This is a genomic window from Paenibacillus amylolyticus (assembly GCF_036894225.1).
Lineage (GTDB): Bacteria > Bacillota > Bacilli > Paenibacillales > Paenibacillaceae > Paenibacillus > Paenibacillus amylolyticus.
In genome coordinates this window covers 4059332-4074601 of record NZ_CP145892.1, presented here as the reverse complement: position 1 = coordinate 4074601, position 15270 = coordinate 4059332, and the positions used below count along the sequence as shown (strand labels likewise).

Genomic DNA, 15270 nt, shown 5'->3' with positions numbered 1-15270 from the left:
TGCAGCAAGCAAAACCCAAACAGCTCCAATTCGAATGAATTGAAGCCGTTTGGGTTGTTTTTTTTCTAAATACATTCCGAAATTATGATCTTTTTATTACAATCTTCTCAGCGAAACTTTGACAAGCTTGGCAATCTGCCTTCAAAGGGCAGTGTATCCTTCAATGTCCATAACTCATCGTAACTGGAAATCTGAAGATCGGCTTTGGACAAGTCCTGGTTGCCTGATCCCGGATTACGATATCCTATGCAGCGCATGCCTGCACTTTTGGCGGCCTGAACACCATTGCGCGAGTCCTCGATCACTAGACAATTCGAAGGAGATGCACCAATCATCTCAGCGGTGGTCAGGAAAATATCTGGTGCCGGCTTGCCGTTTGTAACTTCCTCACCTGTCATTCGCACCTCAAAGTATTGTCCAAGTCCGGTTTTGTCCATGATCAAATCAATCAGTGCACGTGGAGAGGAAGAAGCAACGGCTATGGGTATATGTTGCTCATGCAGCCAGCTTAACCAGCGTTCCACGGAAGGCATTGCCGTCAGATTCGAATGGGCGAGCATCGTTTGCATCACATTATGCTGATGATAAGCAAATATTTCTTCCAGCGTAGCTGTCAGTTGATGCTTGTCCAATACTTGTTGCCACATGGATTCCAGCGTAACTCCTACATAGTTATGATGTTCTTCATCAGTCACCCTTGCTCCAAAATGGGTAAAAGAGCTGCGCTCAATCTCGAAATAAATCGGTTCGCTGTCAATCAGTACACCATCCATGTCAAAAATGACCGCTTGAATGATGTCATCATTGGGGGCTCCCAGTCCGTTAGATTCTTTGTTCGCTGCCATGTTGTATTCCTCCTCCAGGATTGTGTATACATATATCTCTAATGTAATCCATTCATGGTTAACGTTCCACTTCAGAAACTGGAACCGCTGGATTGCAGCACAACTTTAATGGCATGTGAAGAGGCTTGAAGTGTGCGTCCCTGGATATCACAGCCAAGTGTGCGGAATGCTTCTTCGTAATCCTCCAACGGGAAGGAGTGGGTGATGATTTTTTTTGCCGGAATAATCCCTTGTTCAATCATATAATGTGCGGTTGCAAATGTTCCCAGAGAATCGATGGAACCAATAATTTTCAGACTGCGGTCCACAACTTCTTTGGGATTGAAGGATGTGTTTCCATCTCTCAGACCAACCAGCATCAGGTAACCGCCGCTGGCGAGCTGGGAAAGTACTTGTGTGCCCACAACGCCCGTTGTATCCACAATCATATCGACCTGCTGGGTTGCGGGTGACAGTAATTCTATGGCATTTTCGAAGGATGAATGAACTTCCCAACGATCAGGTGCAATGGAACCAGCAATGGCTAAGCGTTCTTCGGAGATGTCAACCAGACAGCCGGTAACCCCTTTGGAAGCGAGCGCGTAGCTGTACAGAATGCCGATCGGGCCTGCACCGAGGATGATTGTTCTGAAATTCGGCAGTAGATGAATCTGATTAATCCCCGTCAGCATACAGCTGAGTGGTTCCGTCAAAGTTGCTTCTTCATAGCTCACATGCTCCTTCAATTTGTACAAAAAACGATCCTCGGTCACATAATAATCTGTAAATGTTCCGTCAGCACTCACACCTGTCTCGGTAACAGACTTATGTGTGCAATGATTTTGTCTGCCTGTTCTGCACATGTCACACTGTCCGCAATAGTAGGTAGGGTCGATCACAACACGGTCGCCCGCTTGTAATGTCGTTACCGCAGAGCCAACATCAATGACTTCCCCGGCAGACTCATGACCGAGAATGACAGAAGGAACTGCATGATATTTGCCGCTGACAATACCGAGATCGGTACCACATACACCTGTCGCCCGAATACGAACCAACACCTGATTATCTCTTGTAATTTCCGGGACAGGCCGTTCCTCAAGCGCCACATCCCAAGCCGATTTGTATACCAATGCAAGCATGATATAACCTCCTTATAATAATAAAAAATATAAATATAGCGATTCATTTGAAAACAGTTTCAGACAAGATACGAAAGTAGTGAAGGGACGAAATTGATCCTGGAGAAGCGGAGCATTCGCCTCAAAGTTTTCAGAAAGCTGCTTCGAAAGCATACGCTATCAATGGATTTTTCCCTTGGGAAAGGGAAATCAAGAAAATCCGTGGATAACAGCGATCATAAGAACGATTCGTAACCGAAACGACCACTTCGAACAGTTGCATTGAAATGTTTTAATTAACGCTGGCAAGCACCGAATCCAGCCGCTCTACAATCTCAACCAGTTCGTCTTCGGTTGTGGTAAGGGAAGGCCGGACCTTAACAACGTTACCGAAGCCATATCTTGAACTTCTCAAGATCAGATGCTCATCTGTAAAAGCACGGTCAACAATGGCATTGGTTTTGAGCGTATCCGGTTCATTACCGTCACCTACAATCTCCAACCCCCACATTAACCCGACACCACGAGCTTCACCGATACTTGGGTATTTCATAGCCAATTCATGCAGCAACTCACCCAAAATTTCACCTTTGCGTTTCACCGCATCCAGAAACCCGGGTTCGGATACCACTTCCAAGGTGGATTTGGCAGCAGTTACGGAGATCAGATTACTTCCTGAGGTGAAGGAATGTTCGTGCTTTTCGAGCACATTCAACCGGGATTGCATTAATACCGCAGCAACAGGTACGCCGATCCCGCCAAGACCTTTTGCAAGGGTGATCATGTCAGGCTGGATATCAAACAGTTCGCTGGCAAACATGGTTCCGGTACGACCGATGCCTGTCTGCACTTCGTCGGCAATAAGAATAATATTGTACTCATCACACAGTTTACGCAGACGTTTGAAATATCCGGGAGGAGGAATGATATTGCCGCCATTTCCGAGAATGGGTTCGATAATCATGCAGGCGACTGAGCCGGAACTTGCATATTCTATCGCATCAGATATAGCTTCAACACATTGATAGCCACAGTCTCCATTTGAGGATTTGAATGGGCAGCGATAACAGTATGGGGCAGGTACATGCACCGCGTTAGCCACAGCCGAATTGGGGAACCGTTTCCGCCGGAAGGCATTTCCCGAAATCCCGGTGGCAAATTGGGTCTGCCCATGATGGGACAGATACAGGCTGATGATGTCTGTTGATTCGGTATACTTCTGTGCAATTTTGGTTGCACATTCGTTGGCAGTTGAACCAGTAATATCCCGCATCCATCCGGCATTAATGTCGTTTGGAGCATATTCGATTAAGTGATCAAGTACTTCATTTACGTACGGTTCGGTGAAGGAGGAAGACATATGCGTCAGATTGCCGACTTGTTCCTGAATTTTGCTGACAACATGTGGGTGATTATAGCCCAGTGACAGATTGAACGTGCCCGACACGCCATCCAGGTATTCAACACCTGAATCGTCAATCAACTTAATCCCTTTTCCGGCTATGAAGCGGTTGTTGGTTAAAGTTTGCATACGATTTCCTCCAATATAATGGTGTACTAGCTCGAACGAAGCTCAACAATCCGGATGATGCGGGCATCACCTCCCTTAAGAAACGATGTTTACATTTCCTTGCTATGTTGTGCGAGAGCAGTACGTACTGCATTATTTTTTACAGTCCATAGATGAGAGACCATCAATGTGAGCAGCAAGATCAGACAGAATCCGGCCAAAATCCAGATTGTATTCACGACAGGCCCTGTACTCATACTCCATCCAGTCACATACTGCAAGATGGCACCTCCAATACCACCCGATGCGATCAGGATACTGGTTGTCCGCTCGGTCATACCGGGAATCAGAACATTTGCGTAGACTAGTGCGATACAGAACAGCCCTGACATGAACAGACCGGTTCCGAAGATCAGCACATACGTTGCCCACTGTCCAGTTACAAATACCATAGCGACAGTAAACAAAAGCGTGCCAACCGTGCTCCAGATCAGGAATGGCATATAGTTGACGGCTTCCGCTATTTTCCCGGAGAAAAGACGACCGATGATCATCGCAATCCACAGGATGGAGACACTCAGCGATGCGACAGATTCCTGAAGGTGCAATCGTTCTACGAGAATGGAGGGCAGGAAGTTCATCAATCCCAGTTCCAATCCCATGTAGATAAAAAAGAAGATGACGAAGATTGTCAGCAGACCCAGATGTTTTCTCGAATATCGGGCTTTACCTGCTGCATGTGCCACTGTATTCTCACCAGCCTGTTCCAGATACAGTGCGGCTGGCTGGGGCATAGTAATCCACAGCAGCATGAGAACTAGTGACAACACGGCCACCGTATAAAAAGTAAGATGCCACAGATCTATCCAGATGAATAAAGCAGCGACAGCCGGGATGAGAAGTGCTCCAAGAGCAAAGAAGACATCCAGCTTGGACATGGCGACCGCCTTTTGATTCTCAGTGAATTCGATCGTGAATGCACCTACAGAGGGTTCGATGATACCTGAACCGAAACCTACGATAATTGTGAGAAGAAGAACTACAGACCAGGATGGCAGAAAACCGAGTACTATATAGGCGGCTACAATACAGATCAGAGCTAGGGTCAGCATCGCTTTTCTTCCGATACGGGCTGTCAGGGCAGGAGCTGCGATGACACCGACAAGAAATCCAAGAAACTGCAGAAATAACAAAAATCCGCCATCACTGTAACCGCGCTCATAATGTGACAATAAAACAGGAAGAAGTGCACCGAGCACAACGCTGGTTATGCCGATTAACAGATAAAAACCGCAGCTTAGAGCGAATATTCTTTTCAAAAGCCCGCCTCCTAGATGGATATAAATTTTATATTATGTAATTAATGTTTATTTAATATATAACTTATACCATAATTGTCCAAATGTACATGCTTATTGTTGTAAAATAATGTTAAATTTTGATGAAAAGAAATATTTCTCGTACTAAATTTTTTCTAAAACGATTTCGTGTCGAAAGGGTAGATATGATTCAATCCATATGACCTTTTAACAGGGTTTGGCATCTGTATTGATCGAGAATAGTTAAACGTGCATATATAAAAAAACGTTCCCTGTCTAGGTAGACGGGAAACGTTCTGATTAACCGTTTTATATGGTGATACCTGACTTCCACGTATCGCTCTTAAGCAGTCTGTACAAAGAAAATTCCATCGAATGGTGCGTGAGCAGACGCGGGCCCCTTTCGCAAAAATAAATAACCATTTGCATCGGGAAGACCCAATATATCCCGATAAGGCTCAGGAAAATCTCCGGAATATATTTGACACACCAGTTGATGTTCTTCTAGCAAATGGCCAATTCCTTTCACACCGTTTGGTAAAGTGGGAGAGAAAAATGAAAATGCAGGGAACTCCTGATCGTCTAACTCCATCTCAATTAAACGTACGCCGCTTAACGGAATGGGTGGAACGGGACATACGGAAGTGAGTGGACGCGAAGATACCGAGACATAAGTGCATCCGGCAACAATATTCTCGTTCCATTCCAGTTCATCTCCCGTATAGGTTACCTGATCCAGAAAATATTCGGAGGCGGAGTAGGTCGAGAAGACCGAGATATAATTATCTTGTGGTAAAGAAGGGATATGGACCTGCTGAGAAAGTGTATTGCAATTGATGGAGAACAGATGTAATAAAGGTTGCCCCTCAGGGTTGAGAGGCCAGTCGGAAATGTATGCAGTTTCTCCACCAATCCACATGCCAGAGTCTTGGTTTGGATCATCGGGGTCAACTGTAAATCGAGTAACTTTGTACATGAGAAACTCCTTCCAGAGTGTATTTTGGCATTCCTATGTAACGTTGTATGTGTTTTTATATAACAATTCATTGCTTCGTTTCAGTATAAATGAGATGATGTGGAATGAAAATCAGTACAAGGTACTAACTCATTGCATGAAGCGAATGAACATACCAGCATTCAAGGAACCAGTGGCAATACTATAGATGAGAAGTGGTGACACATGTTAATTAACAAATACATAAGTGAAACGGGATTCTGCTCCCGCAGGGAAACGAACCGTTTAATTGCGGCCGGACGCATAACGATCAATGGCAGGGTATGTGAAAAAGGGGCGGAAGTTGAACCTCACGATGTGGTACTCATTGATGGCAAGCAGATTCCTCGTAATGACAGCGAACCTGTCTACATTGCTTTGAACAAACCCATCGGTATTGTCTGCACAGCAGCAGAACATGTGGAGGGGAACATCATTCAATATATGAATTATCCTTCTCGCATATTTGCGATAGGCAGGCTGGATAAGGCATCTGAGGGGTTGATTTTGCTCACGAATGACGGAGGCATTGTGAACAAGATGATGCGTTCGGAGCATAATCATGATAAAGAATATGTAGTGACTGTAGACAAACCCATAACTGACGAATTCGTAAAGTCCATGTCTGATGGCGTTGAAATTCTGGACGTGGTGACCAAGCCCTGCGAAGTGTATAGGCAAAGTGACAATGTATTTCGTATTATTCTGACACAGGGTCTCAACCTGCAGATCCGCAGAATGTGCAAAGCCTTGGGGTATCGGGTCCTCAAGCTGGAGCGCGTGCGAATTATGAATATTACGCTGGATCAACTGGAGCGGGGACAATGGCGTCATCTGGAGCAAGAGGAACTGGAGATTCTGCTGTCTCAATTAAATGAGATAAAATGAATGACTTCTGCTCATGTCAACGGTGGTCACACACGATGTCCAGTTATATCAGTGAAAAATGAAGCAAACACTAACCCCTATGCGGATTAGTGTTTTTGTTGTTAAGCTTGTGTCCTGTTCGTTCTGAAATGTAAGAGCCAAATAGGGTTAAGAACGCACCGAGTACAATCACCCAGGTTATCTGTTCCCGAAGAATCAATGCAGATGACACAACAGTAATGACAGGCACCAGATAGATATATACACTCGTTTTGATAGCTCCGAGAAGATTTACGGCCCGGTTCCAGGTCACGAAACACAACGCGGAGGCACCCAGACCGAGGTAGAGAATATTGGAGAGATTGGTCATGTTCGTGAAGCGTCCGAGTTCCCAATGGAATTCGAACAGGAATAGAGCTGGTAGCATGAAGATCAGGCCATAGAAGAATACCTTGCGGGTCGCGCCAATGGTGTGATAACGAAGCTGGCCAATTTTCCGCATTAACACAGAGTAGATCGCCCATACCGCAGGTGCTATGAAAGCAAGCAGATCACCAATCGGATTCAGTTGCAGAATGAAGCTGCCGTTCAGTGCGATGAGTGTTATGCCGCTCAAGGCAATCCCGAATCCGATAATGAAGCGGCGAGTTAACTTCTCGCCATCTAAGAAGAAGTGTGCGAGCACGGCAGTGAAGAACGGGGCAATGGAGACAATAACACCCACGTTGGAAGCTGTTGTGTACACCAGAGCAATATTTTCAATAAGAAAATATAACGTCACCCCACATAGTCCTGCTCCAATAAATAACCATTCTTCTCTGAATGAGGCGATCCGCAGTGAACGTGGATAAATCAATAATAGTACCAAATATCCGATCAGGAAACGGAAAAATAGAATCTCCACTGGAGTAAAGTCAATCAGCAGAACTTTGGTCGAGACAAATGTAGTTCCCCAGATCAGTATAGTAAACAAAGCGAGTAGATGTCCGGTAGAGGCTTTAGTGTTTTGATGACCAAGATGACTTGTCATATGATGTTAGTGGTGGTTCGTTTCAACTCGGAATCATGATTGAAGATACGTCTATATTGCTTGGGTGTCAGGCCAATCAGTTTTTTGAAAAAATTCGTGAAATGGCTCTGGTCACTGAATCCTGTCTGTGCAGCTACTTCAATCGGCAGCAGACCTTGTTCCAGCAGACGTTTGGCTTGATTAATGCGAATCGTCTCCAGATAACGGTAAGGTGATATCCCTTTCTGGCGCGTGAATAAACGCAGCAGGTGGTATTTACTCATCTCCGTCAAATCGGCTAACTCGTTCAGTGAGATGCTCTCCATGTAATGAGCTTCTATGTAATCACATATGCGTCTGATCTCTGTGGTCACATCCTGTGTGGAAACAGGTGGTTCAGCATCCGAATAATCTCGCAGCAATTGATCCAGTAGTAAGAGTAACAATTCTTCTTTGCAGAAATCCGATTGCTCTTCCAGAATCATCTGATGCAGCTCGTGCAGGGAACCCACAAGTTCACTTTGACAGAGAACGGGGGATGTGAACCGTGGCAAGTAAGCTTGTCCAGTAATCTCTCTCACATACTCTCGCATAACCTCAGGCTGGACGTTGATACAGCGATAATCGAGGGTTCTGCCATCGACCTGTTCGCAGGCGTGCGGATCATGTGGATTAAAAACAATCATGTCACCACTATTCAGAATGTATTCTTCGTTGTTGCAGACGAGGTGTCGCTTGCCTTGCTCAATGAATCCTATGACGTAATAGTCATGAAAATGATTGGGAAACTTCTGCATAATGCCTTCAAATTGATAAGCTTCTAGCTGCAGATCGGTATCAAATACGACAGTCCGGACTTCCCGAGTCATGATGCACCTTCTTTCTGGTATGTTAACGTCATTATAGGTTGCAAAGAAGGAATTTTCTTGAACGATATTGCTATTGCTCGAAGTGTTTGGTCGGACAAATATCTCTAAAAACAAAATACCCGCAATCCCGGAGGGAAAGCGAGCCCTTTGCTAAGTATAGTTGATTCATGAGTTCAAACCTATATATAGGGGAGAAAAAATCTCTGGAACAATAAGGTATTGTTCTTAGTGTAACGTAGCCAGTGCTTCAGGTGTAAAAGCCTGTATCTCGGATAGGCGTCCTTCGCGTACTTTGGCAGCCCATGCTGGATCACCAAGGAGTGCACGTCCCACAGCTACCAGATCAAATTCCTGTTGTTCATATCGCTTCATAAGCTCGCTCATACCTGGATGTGTTGCTTTATCTGCTCCTGCTTCAGGCTCATCTGGCATACCCACAGAACCGACGGTAATGGTGGTTTGACCACTTAGTTTTCGCACCCAGCCTGCAAATCCAAGCTCAGATCCTTCAAACTCGGGCTCCCAGAAGCGTCGTGTCGAGCAGTGGAAGATATCTACACCTGCGTCAACCAGCAAATGAAGGAATTGTTCCAGTTGTTCGGGGGTGTCGAACAGTCTGGCTTGATAATCATTCATCTTCCATTGGGAAATCCGCATCGCGATAGGGAAATCAGGACCTACCGCAGCACGAACTGCCATTACAACTTCAACCGCGAATTGAGTTCGTTTCTGTAGGTCACCGCCATAGCGGTCTGTTCTCCTATTCGTTGTTTTCCAGAAAAATTGATCGATCAGAAAACCGTGTGCACCGTGAAGCTCAATTCCGTCAAAACCAATTCTTTGTGCATTGGCTGCTGCATCTGCATAAGCTTGAATCACAGTTGCGATCTCTGCCTCCGTCATGGGCGCACCTACTTGAGTACCTTCCATATCAACTCCCGATGGACTAAGAGATTCAGCTTCTGGGTGAGGTTGAGATCCAGAAGGGCGGGTAATACCCAAGTGCAGAATTTGCGGGAAAATCTTGCCGCCAGCTTCATGGACTTGTTTGACTACTTCAGCCCAGCCGTGAAGAGCTGCTTCTCCATACATATGAGGGAGCCTAGGCTCACTTGATGCAGACGGATGCTCAATAGTTGCACCCTCTGTAATAATGAGTCCAACACCATGCTCGGCACGTCGGCGATAATATGCAGCTACATCGGGACCTGGCACACCATCCGGGGAGAAGGCACGAGCCATGGGGGACATGACGATGCGCGAGGATAGGGTTAACTTTTGAACAGTGTATGGTTGGAACAGAAGCTCCGTAGAAATAACGTTATGTTGTTGATTACTCAAACTAAGCACCTCCATTATTATGCACCTTCAAGCGGGTACAAGTGCAATCTTAACAAGGTGTATAGGCATGCTCAACCAACAATCGAAGCATTTTGTTGCTTAAGCGAAAGACACGGATTATTGTATGGTGTCTTTGCACTTACTTTCACTTGTTGAACAATTAACACTTATCTATAATGAAGGAGTCTAACCAAATATTTTGTGTACAAAGGAGGATTGGGACATGTCTGGTGTATTGTCTCCAAACTCGAATGATCCGCGTGTAATCCGCACGCGTCAATTAATTCTTGATGCGTTTTTAAACCAATTGAATATTAAAAATTTCAACAGCATTACGATTCAAAACATTACAGAACAAGCCACAATTAACAGGGCTACATTCTACGCCCATTTTCAGGATAAATATGCACTGCTTGAAGCCTTTTTAGCGGATGCTTTTATGGAATATGTGACGAAAAGAGTGGACCCGGATGCCCGGTTATCAGCCGAAACCATACAGCAACTTATATTTTCATTATGTGATTATCACGTCTCAAGTAATGGTTGCATCAAAAAATATGAGACAGTTGCACCAATTATTGAAGAGAACATCAAGACTCAACTGGAGCAATTCCTTCTTGAATTATTGAGCAAAGTAGCGGGTGAAGTAGATCCCAAAACGCTGAAAATTACGGCAACCACACTAAGTTGGTCGATCTATGGAATGACGTATCGATGGAATATTGAAGGCGGGCAGGAATCTCCGGCTGAATTAGCCAACAGAGTGGTCCCTTATATGATGGGTGGATTGGAATTGTTGAATTAACTTTATTTAACGAAATTGCATTAATATTCGGATGGATATGGGAGGAATAACAAGATGTTTGAACATTTGGTTGTTTTTAAATTTAACGATAAAACCACACTAGCTAAACAGCAGGAATGGGTGGATCAATTGCTCGCGTTACAGGAACAAATACCGGGGATTGTCGGGCTGACCGCAGGGATCAATGCAACGGAAGAAACGGATCGTATCCAAGGTTACACGATTGGATTGAGAGTGACGTTTGAAGATCAGGAGGCATTGCGCGCCTATGGTCCACATCCTGCTCATCAGGCATTTGTAGCTTCCCTCGATGGTTGGGTGGAAGATGTAATTGTAGTTGACTATGCTATTTAAAGGCGCGAAATCAGAGGTTTAACCAATATAGGAGTTGAAGATTCCCATGTGTTTAATTTTATTTGCTTACAACATGCATCCAAAGTATCCGCTTATATTGGGATCAAATAGGGATGAATTCTATCACAGACCTACGGCTCAAGCACACTATTGGGAAGATCATCCTCATATATTGGCTGGGCGGGATTTGTCGAAAATGGGAACCTGGATGGGCGTAACCACAGAGGGGCGTCTGGCTGCTATCACGAATTATCGGGATCCAAATGAAGAGGTACATGCCAAGGGCTCAAGAGGAGATCTGGTTGCTGATTTTTTAAAGGGGACGTCCACACCTGAGCAATATATGCAACATGCGGAGCAAAGTCAAAATGATTATCCTGGCTACAATTTGTTAGTGGGTGATCCTGACGACCTCTATTATTATTCTAATGTGGGTAATGTTGTGATGAAGTTGAAACCGGGAATATACGGGATTAGTAATCACTTGATTAATACAGATTGGCCCAAGGTGAAACGTGGGAAAGAAGGGCTGGAGAAAATCATCCAAGGGGAGGACGAAGCTACCCTGACAGAGCAAATATTAGGTTTGCTGCAAATGGCAGACCCTTCAGTGGATGAGCATCTACCTCATACAGGTGTTCCATTGGAGTGGGAACGTTTACTTTCTCCCATCTTTGTTAGAAGTGAGAAATTCGACTATGGGACCAGAGCTTCATCCGTTGTTCTGATGAACAGAGAAGAAGTGTTTTTTACGGAGAGGGTTCACCAGAACGGAGAGGTAATGGAGCAACGTTTTAACATCAAACCTCTTAACACGACAAGCTGAGAATATGAAAGAAATGATGTTCAAACATTATGCATTTACATGAATCACTGAAGTTAAATCCAAAGTTCATGTTTCATTGCTTCTGAGTGTAAAGAATTGTTTGAATTTTCCGCGTTAACTAATATAACGCGACATAAACCGTTTGAGAGTACCTTTTGTGTAACACGCCCAATTTTAGTTGGGTTCTTTATCTCTGATCACAATTCTATGTTATGAATCATGGAACTTCCCTGAATAGTTTATATAATGTGAATCAACATAACATGATTTTGCAGCGGTTCTGTTGATTCTAATTTCAGGGGGGCAACATGGGATGAAAGAAACCAAAAAGATGAGAGTTTTTTCACTGGGAATTCAGCACGTACTCGCGATGTATGCGGGAGCAATTCTGGTGCCTTTGCTTGTGGGCAGAGCACTAAATCTGACTGCAGAGCAGTTGGCGTATCTGGTATCCATTGACCTGTTAACGTGTGGGATTGCAACATGGCTTCAGGCTCGGAAAGGGAAGTACTTGGGTATTGGGTTGCCAGCGGTGCTCGGAAGTTCTTTTGTAGCGGTGACACCGATGATTGCAATTGGATCGCAGTACGGAATTCCCGCCATTTATGGGTCGATCATCGCAGCAGGGTTATTTATCGTCATCTTTGCCGTATTTTTTAGCAAAATTGTCAAATTGTTTCCACCAGTTGTGATCGGTACAGTGGTAACCATCATCGGTCTTGCGCTGATTCCAACGGGAATTAAAAACATGGCGGGTGGAGCAAACAGTGAGAATTTCGGAAGTTTGGACAATTTGGCGCTTTCATTTGGTGTATTACTGTTCATTCTAATCCTGAATCGATATGCTCGCGGGTTTGTTAAATCCCTGGCTGTTCTCCTTGGTATTATCGTGGGGACCCTCATCGCAGCCATTATGGGAAAAGTGAATTTTGCCTCTGTACAGGAAGCCTCCTGGTTCCATTTACCTCAACCCTTTTACTTTGGATGGCCTACCTTTGAAATCGGCCCCATTATTACAATGATTATTGTAGGTACGGTGGTTATCATCGAATCAACAGGTGTATTTATGGCTTTGAGCAAAATCTGTGATCAACCGATCAACGAAAAAGATCTGGCACGGGGATATCGCGCAGAAGGTCTCGCGTTTGTTCTGGGCGGCATCTTTAATGCTTTTCCATATAATACATTTGCTCAGAATGTCGGTTTGGTTCAGCTCTCCAAAGTGAAAACGACCAATGTTGTTGTTGCAGCCGGAGGTATTCTGGTCTTTCTGGGACTCATTCCGAAGGTAGCTGCTTTTGCAACCATTATTCCAAGTGCTGTCCTCGGAGGAGCGACTGTTGTCCTGTTTGGAATGGTTGTCTCATCCGGGATCAAAATGCTGCAAAACGTCGACTTTGGCAAACAATCCAATCTATTGATCGTGGCTTGCTCCGTTTCACTTGGGCTCGGTGTTACTGCTGTACCCGATCTGTTTGCCCAGCTTCCTCAAAGTGTTCGGATTATTGTTAGCGATGGTATTATCACAGGAAGCCTGTCAGCGATCCTGCTTAATGTCTTCTTTAACCTCGCTTTGAAAAAAGGGAGCTTGCCAGTACAGCCTGTACAGGCTCAGGAAGCACATACGTAATCCTTGTAATAACAGACGTGTCATCTAGGAGTAAGTAAGCGGAATGGATCCAAGATGGTTTTCTGGGAAGTGGAATGCAAGACAATGATTCCACTTGGCAAAGAAACCTCTTGGATTTTTTGGTGCTTACGATTCATGAGGAATGCAAAAGGCATGCAAATATGCTAAAGTTTCATCAAGAACATTTAATATGTTCGTTTAAGTCAACAACCTCTTGAATTGAATTTCCATGCGACTACATAAATGAGCATTGGTTCACAAGGCTACAATATAACCAAGGGATATCCCTGGTGCAGAAAAGGAGTTGTGATCACCATGCAACAAGAAACGTTGAACAAAGGGTGGAACTTGGAGAATAGTTATGCGCAGTTACCGCAACCCTTTTTTACAAGTCAGGGCGCAGTGCCTGTTGAATCACCAAAGCTAATCATTTTCAATAGATTGCTTGCATCCAGCCTGGGACTGGATGTGGAGTCTCTTGACAGTGATGAAGGAGCGCAAATTTTTGCAGGTAATTCGATCCCGGAAGGAGCCGAGCCTTTGGCTCAGGCCTATGCAGGACATCAATTTGGCAATTTTAACATGCTTGGAGATGGGCGTGCTTTGCTGCTAGGTGAACAGATTACGCCACAGGGCGAGCGAGTGGATATCCAGCTGAAAGGTTCAGGGAGAACACCGTACTCTCGTGGAGGAGATGGACGTGCTGCTGTAGGGCCCATGTTGCGAGAGTATATTATTAGTGAAGCGATGTATGCACTGGGTATCCCAACGACACGCAGTCTGGCTGTGGTATCAACAGGAGAAAACATTATCCGCGAAACAGAGCGGCCAGGTGCCGTATTGACCCGGGTGGCTTCCAGTCATATCCGAGTAGCAACCTTTCAGTACGCAGCAAGATGGGGGTCTATTGAAGATCTTCGGGCGTTGGCTGATTACACGTTGAATCGACATTTCCCTGAGGTTGCCCAAGCCGAAAATCGCTATCTTTTGTTCCTTCAGGAAGGGATTAAACGGCAGGCGGCTCTCATAGCCCAATGGCAGCGTGTTGGTTTCATTCATGGCGTGATGAACACGGATAACATGGCGATCAGTGGTGAGACCATCGATTATGGTCCATGCGCCTTTATGGATGCTTACAATCCGTCGACCGTATTTAGCTCCATTGACAGACAAGGTCGCTATGCTTATGGTAATCAACCGTATATTGCCGGGTGGAATTTGGCTCGTTTTGCCGAGACGCTTCTGCCGTTGTTGCATGAAGATGAAGAACAGGCCGTGCAACTCGCTCAGGATGCTATCGCACAATTTTCTGAATTGTACCATCATCATTGGCTCAAGGGAATGCGTGCCAAACTGGGCTTGTTGGATGAAGAGGCCGAAGATGAAGCGTTGATCAAGGAGCTTCTTGAACTTATGGAGAAGCATAGTGCAGATTACACCAATACGTTCCTGGCATTGACCTTTGATACATTGGAAGGGACAGCTTTGTTTGGCACGCCAGAATTTGCTGAATGGCATGAGCGGTGGCAAGCAAGATTGGACAGACAGCAAGGGGAGAAGGAAGTCTCTGGGCAGTTGATGCGAACAAACAATCCAGCTGTCATTCCTCGCAATCATCGGGTTGAAGAAGCGCTTGAGCGAGCAGAGAATCATGGAGATCTTAGCGTGATGGAGAAGCTTTTGGCAGTTCTTTCAGATCCGTTTGCACACTCACCTGAACAGGCTGAATATGCCGAACTACCTGCACAATGTAATACTTCGTATCAGACTTTTTGTGGGACCTGATTGAACAGTAGGAATA

Annotated in this window: 14 protein-coding genes; 6 read left to right on the top strand and 8 right to left on the bottom strand. The window is 45.0% G+C overall.

Going from position 1 to position 15270, the window contains the following annotated elements; translation table 11 throughout:
- Positions 1-107 precede the first annotated feature (107 nt).
- The 5 genes from V6668_RS18085 to V6668_RS18065 form a co-directional block, all read right to left on the bottom strand.
- A complete protein-coding gene (locus V6668_RS18085) occupies positions 108-845 on the bottom strand; it encodes an HAD family hydrolase (RefSeq protein ID WP_051449872.1) in 738 nt (245 codons plus the stop codon).
- Between the two features lie 71 nt (positions 846-916).
- A complete protein-coding gene (locus tag V6668_RS18080) occupies positions 917-1966 on the bottom strand; it encodes a zinc-dependent alcohol dehydrogenase (protein WP_036613515.1) in 1050 nt (349 codons plus the stop codon).
- A 271-nt stretch (positions 1967-2237) separates the two neighbouring features.
- On the bottom strand, positions 2238-3476 hold the full coding sequence (locus V6668_RS18075) for an aspartate aminotransferase family protein (protein WP_036672786.1): 1239 nt from the start codon (positions 3474-3476) through the stop codon (positions 2238-2240).
- Positions 3477-3565: 89 nt separating this feature from the next.
- Positions 3566-4774, bottom strand: a complete 1209-nt coding sequence (locus V6668_RS18070; RefSeq protein ID WP_036672784.1) for an MFS transporter — start codon at positions 4772-4774, stop codon at positions 3566-3568.
- A 343-nt stretch (positions 4775-5117) separates the two neighbouring features.
- Positions 5118-5750, bottom strand: coding sequence for a DUF1963 domain-containing protein (locus tag V6668_RS18065; RefSeq protein ID WP_036672782.1), 633 nt, complete (start codon positions 5748-5750; stop codon positions 5118-5120).
- A gap of 204 nt (positions 5751-5954) precedes the next feature.
- Between V6668_RS18065 and V6668_RS18060 the strand changes: the two genes are divergently transcribed.
- Positions 5955-6656: a pseudouridine synthase gene (locus V6668_RS18060; protein WP_036672780.1), complete on the top strand. Its 702-nt coding sequence runs from the start codon at positions 5955-5957 to the stop codon at positions 6654-6656.
- 70 nt (positions 6657-6726) lie between these two features.
- Here V6668_RS18060 and V6668_RS18055 read toward each other — a convergent pair whose 3' ends face one another.
- From V6668_RS18055 to V6668_RS18045, 3 genes are all read right to left on the bottom strand, one after another.
- Positions 6727-7665: a DMT family transporter gene (locus V6668_RS18055; protein ID WP_036672779.1), complete on the bottom strand. Its 939-nt coding sequence runs from the start codon at positions 7663-7665 to the stop codon at positions 6727-6729.
- Positions 7662-8513, bottom strand: a complete 852-nt coding sequence (locus V6668_RS18050; protein ID WP_036672777.1) for an AraC family ligand binding domain-containing protein — start codon at positions 8511-8513, stop codon at positions 7662-7664. Before V6668_RS18050 ends, V6668_RS18055 begins: the two co-directional genes overlap by 4 nt.
- 225 nt (positions 8514-8738) lie before the next feature.
- The gene (locus V6668_RS18045; protein ID WP_036672776.1) at positions 8739-9854 is read right to left on the bottom strand and encodes an NADH:flavin oxidoreductase; all 1116 of its coding nucleotides are present in this window, start codon (positions 9852-9854) and stop codon (positions 8739-8741) included.
- A 223-nt stretch (positions 9855-10077) separates the two neighbouring features.
- Between V6668_RS18045 and V6668_RS18040 the strand changes: the two genes are divergently transcribed.
- From V6668_RS18040 to V6668_RS18020, 5 genes are all read left to right on the top strand, one after another.
- A complete protein-coding gene (locus tag V6668_RS18040; RefSeq protein WP_036672775.1) occupies positions 10078-10659 on the top strand; it encodes a TetR/AcrR family transcriptional regulator in 582 nt (193 codons plus the stop codon).
- A 54-nt stretch (positions 10660-10713) separates the two neighbouring features.
- Positions 10714-11013, top strand: coding sequence for a Dabb family protein (locus V6668_RS18035; protein ID WP_036672774.1), 300 nt, complete (start codon positions 10714-10716; stop codon positions 11011-11013).
- 46 nt (positions 11014-11059) lie between these two features.
- Entirely contained in the window at positions 11060-11839 is a 780-nt protein-coding gene (locus V6668_RS18030; protein WP_036672773.1) for an NRDE family protein, read from the top strand.
- Between the two features lie 313 nt (positions 11840-12152).
- Positions 12153-13469 carry a nucleobase:cation symporter-2 family protein gene (locus V6668_RS18025; RefSeq protein ID WP_036613533.1) on the top strand — a complete coding sequence of 439 codons (1317 nt, stop codon included), beginning with the start codon at positions 12153-12155 and terminating at the stop codon, positions 13467-13469.
- A gap of 315 nt (positions 13470-13784) precedes the next feature.
- The gene (locus V6668_RS18020; RefSeq protein WP_036672772.1) at positions 13785-15254 is read left to right on the top strand and encodes a protein adenylyltransferase SelO; all 1470 of its coding nucleotides are present in this window, start codon (positions 13785-13787) and stop codon (positions 15252-15254) included.
- The last annotated feature ends 16 nt before the right edge of the window (positions 15255-15270 follow it).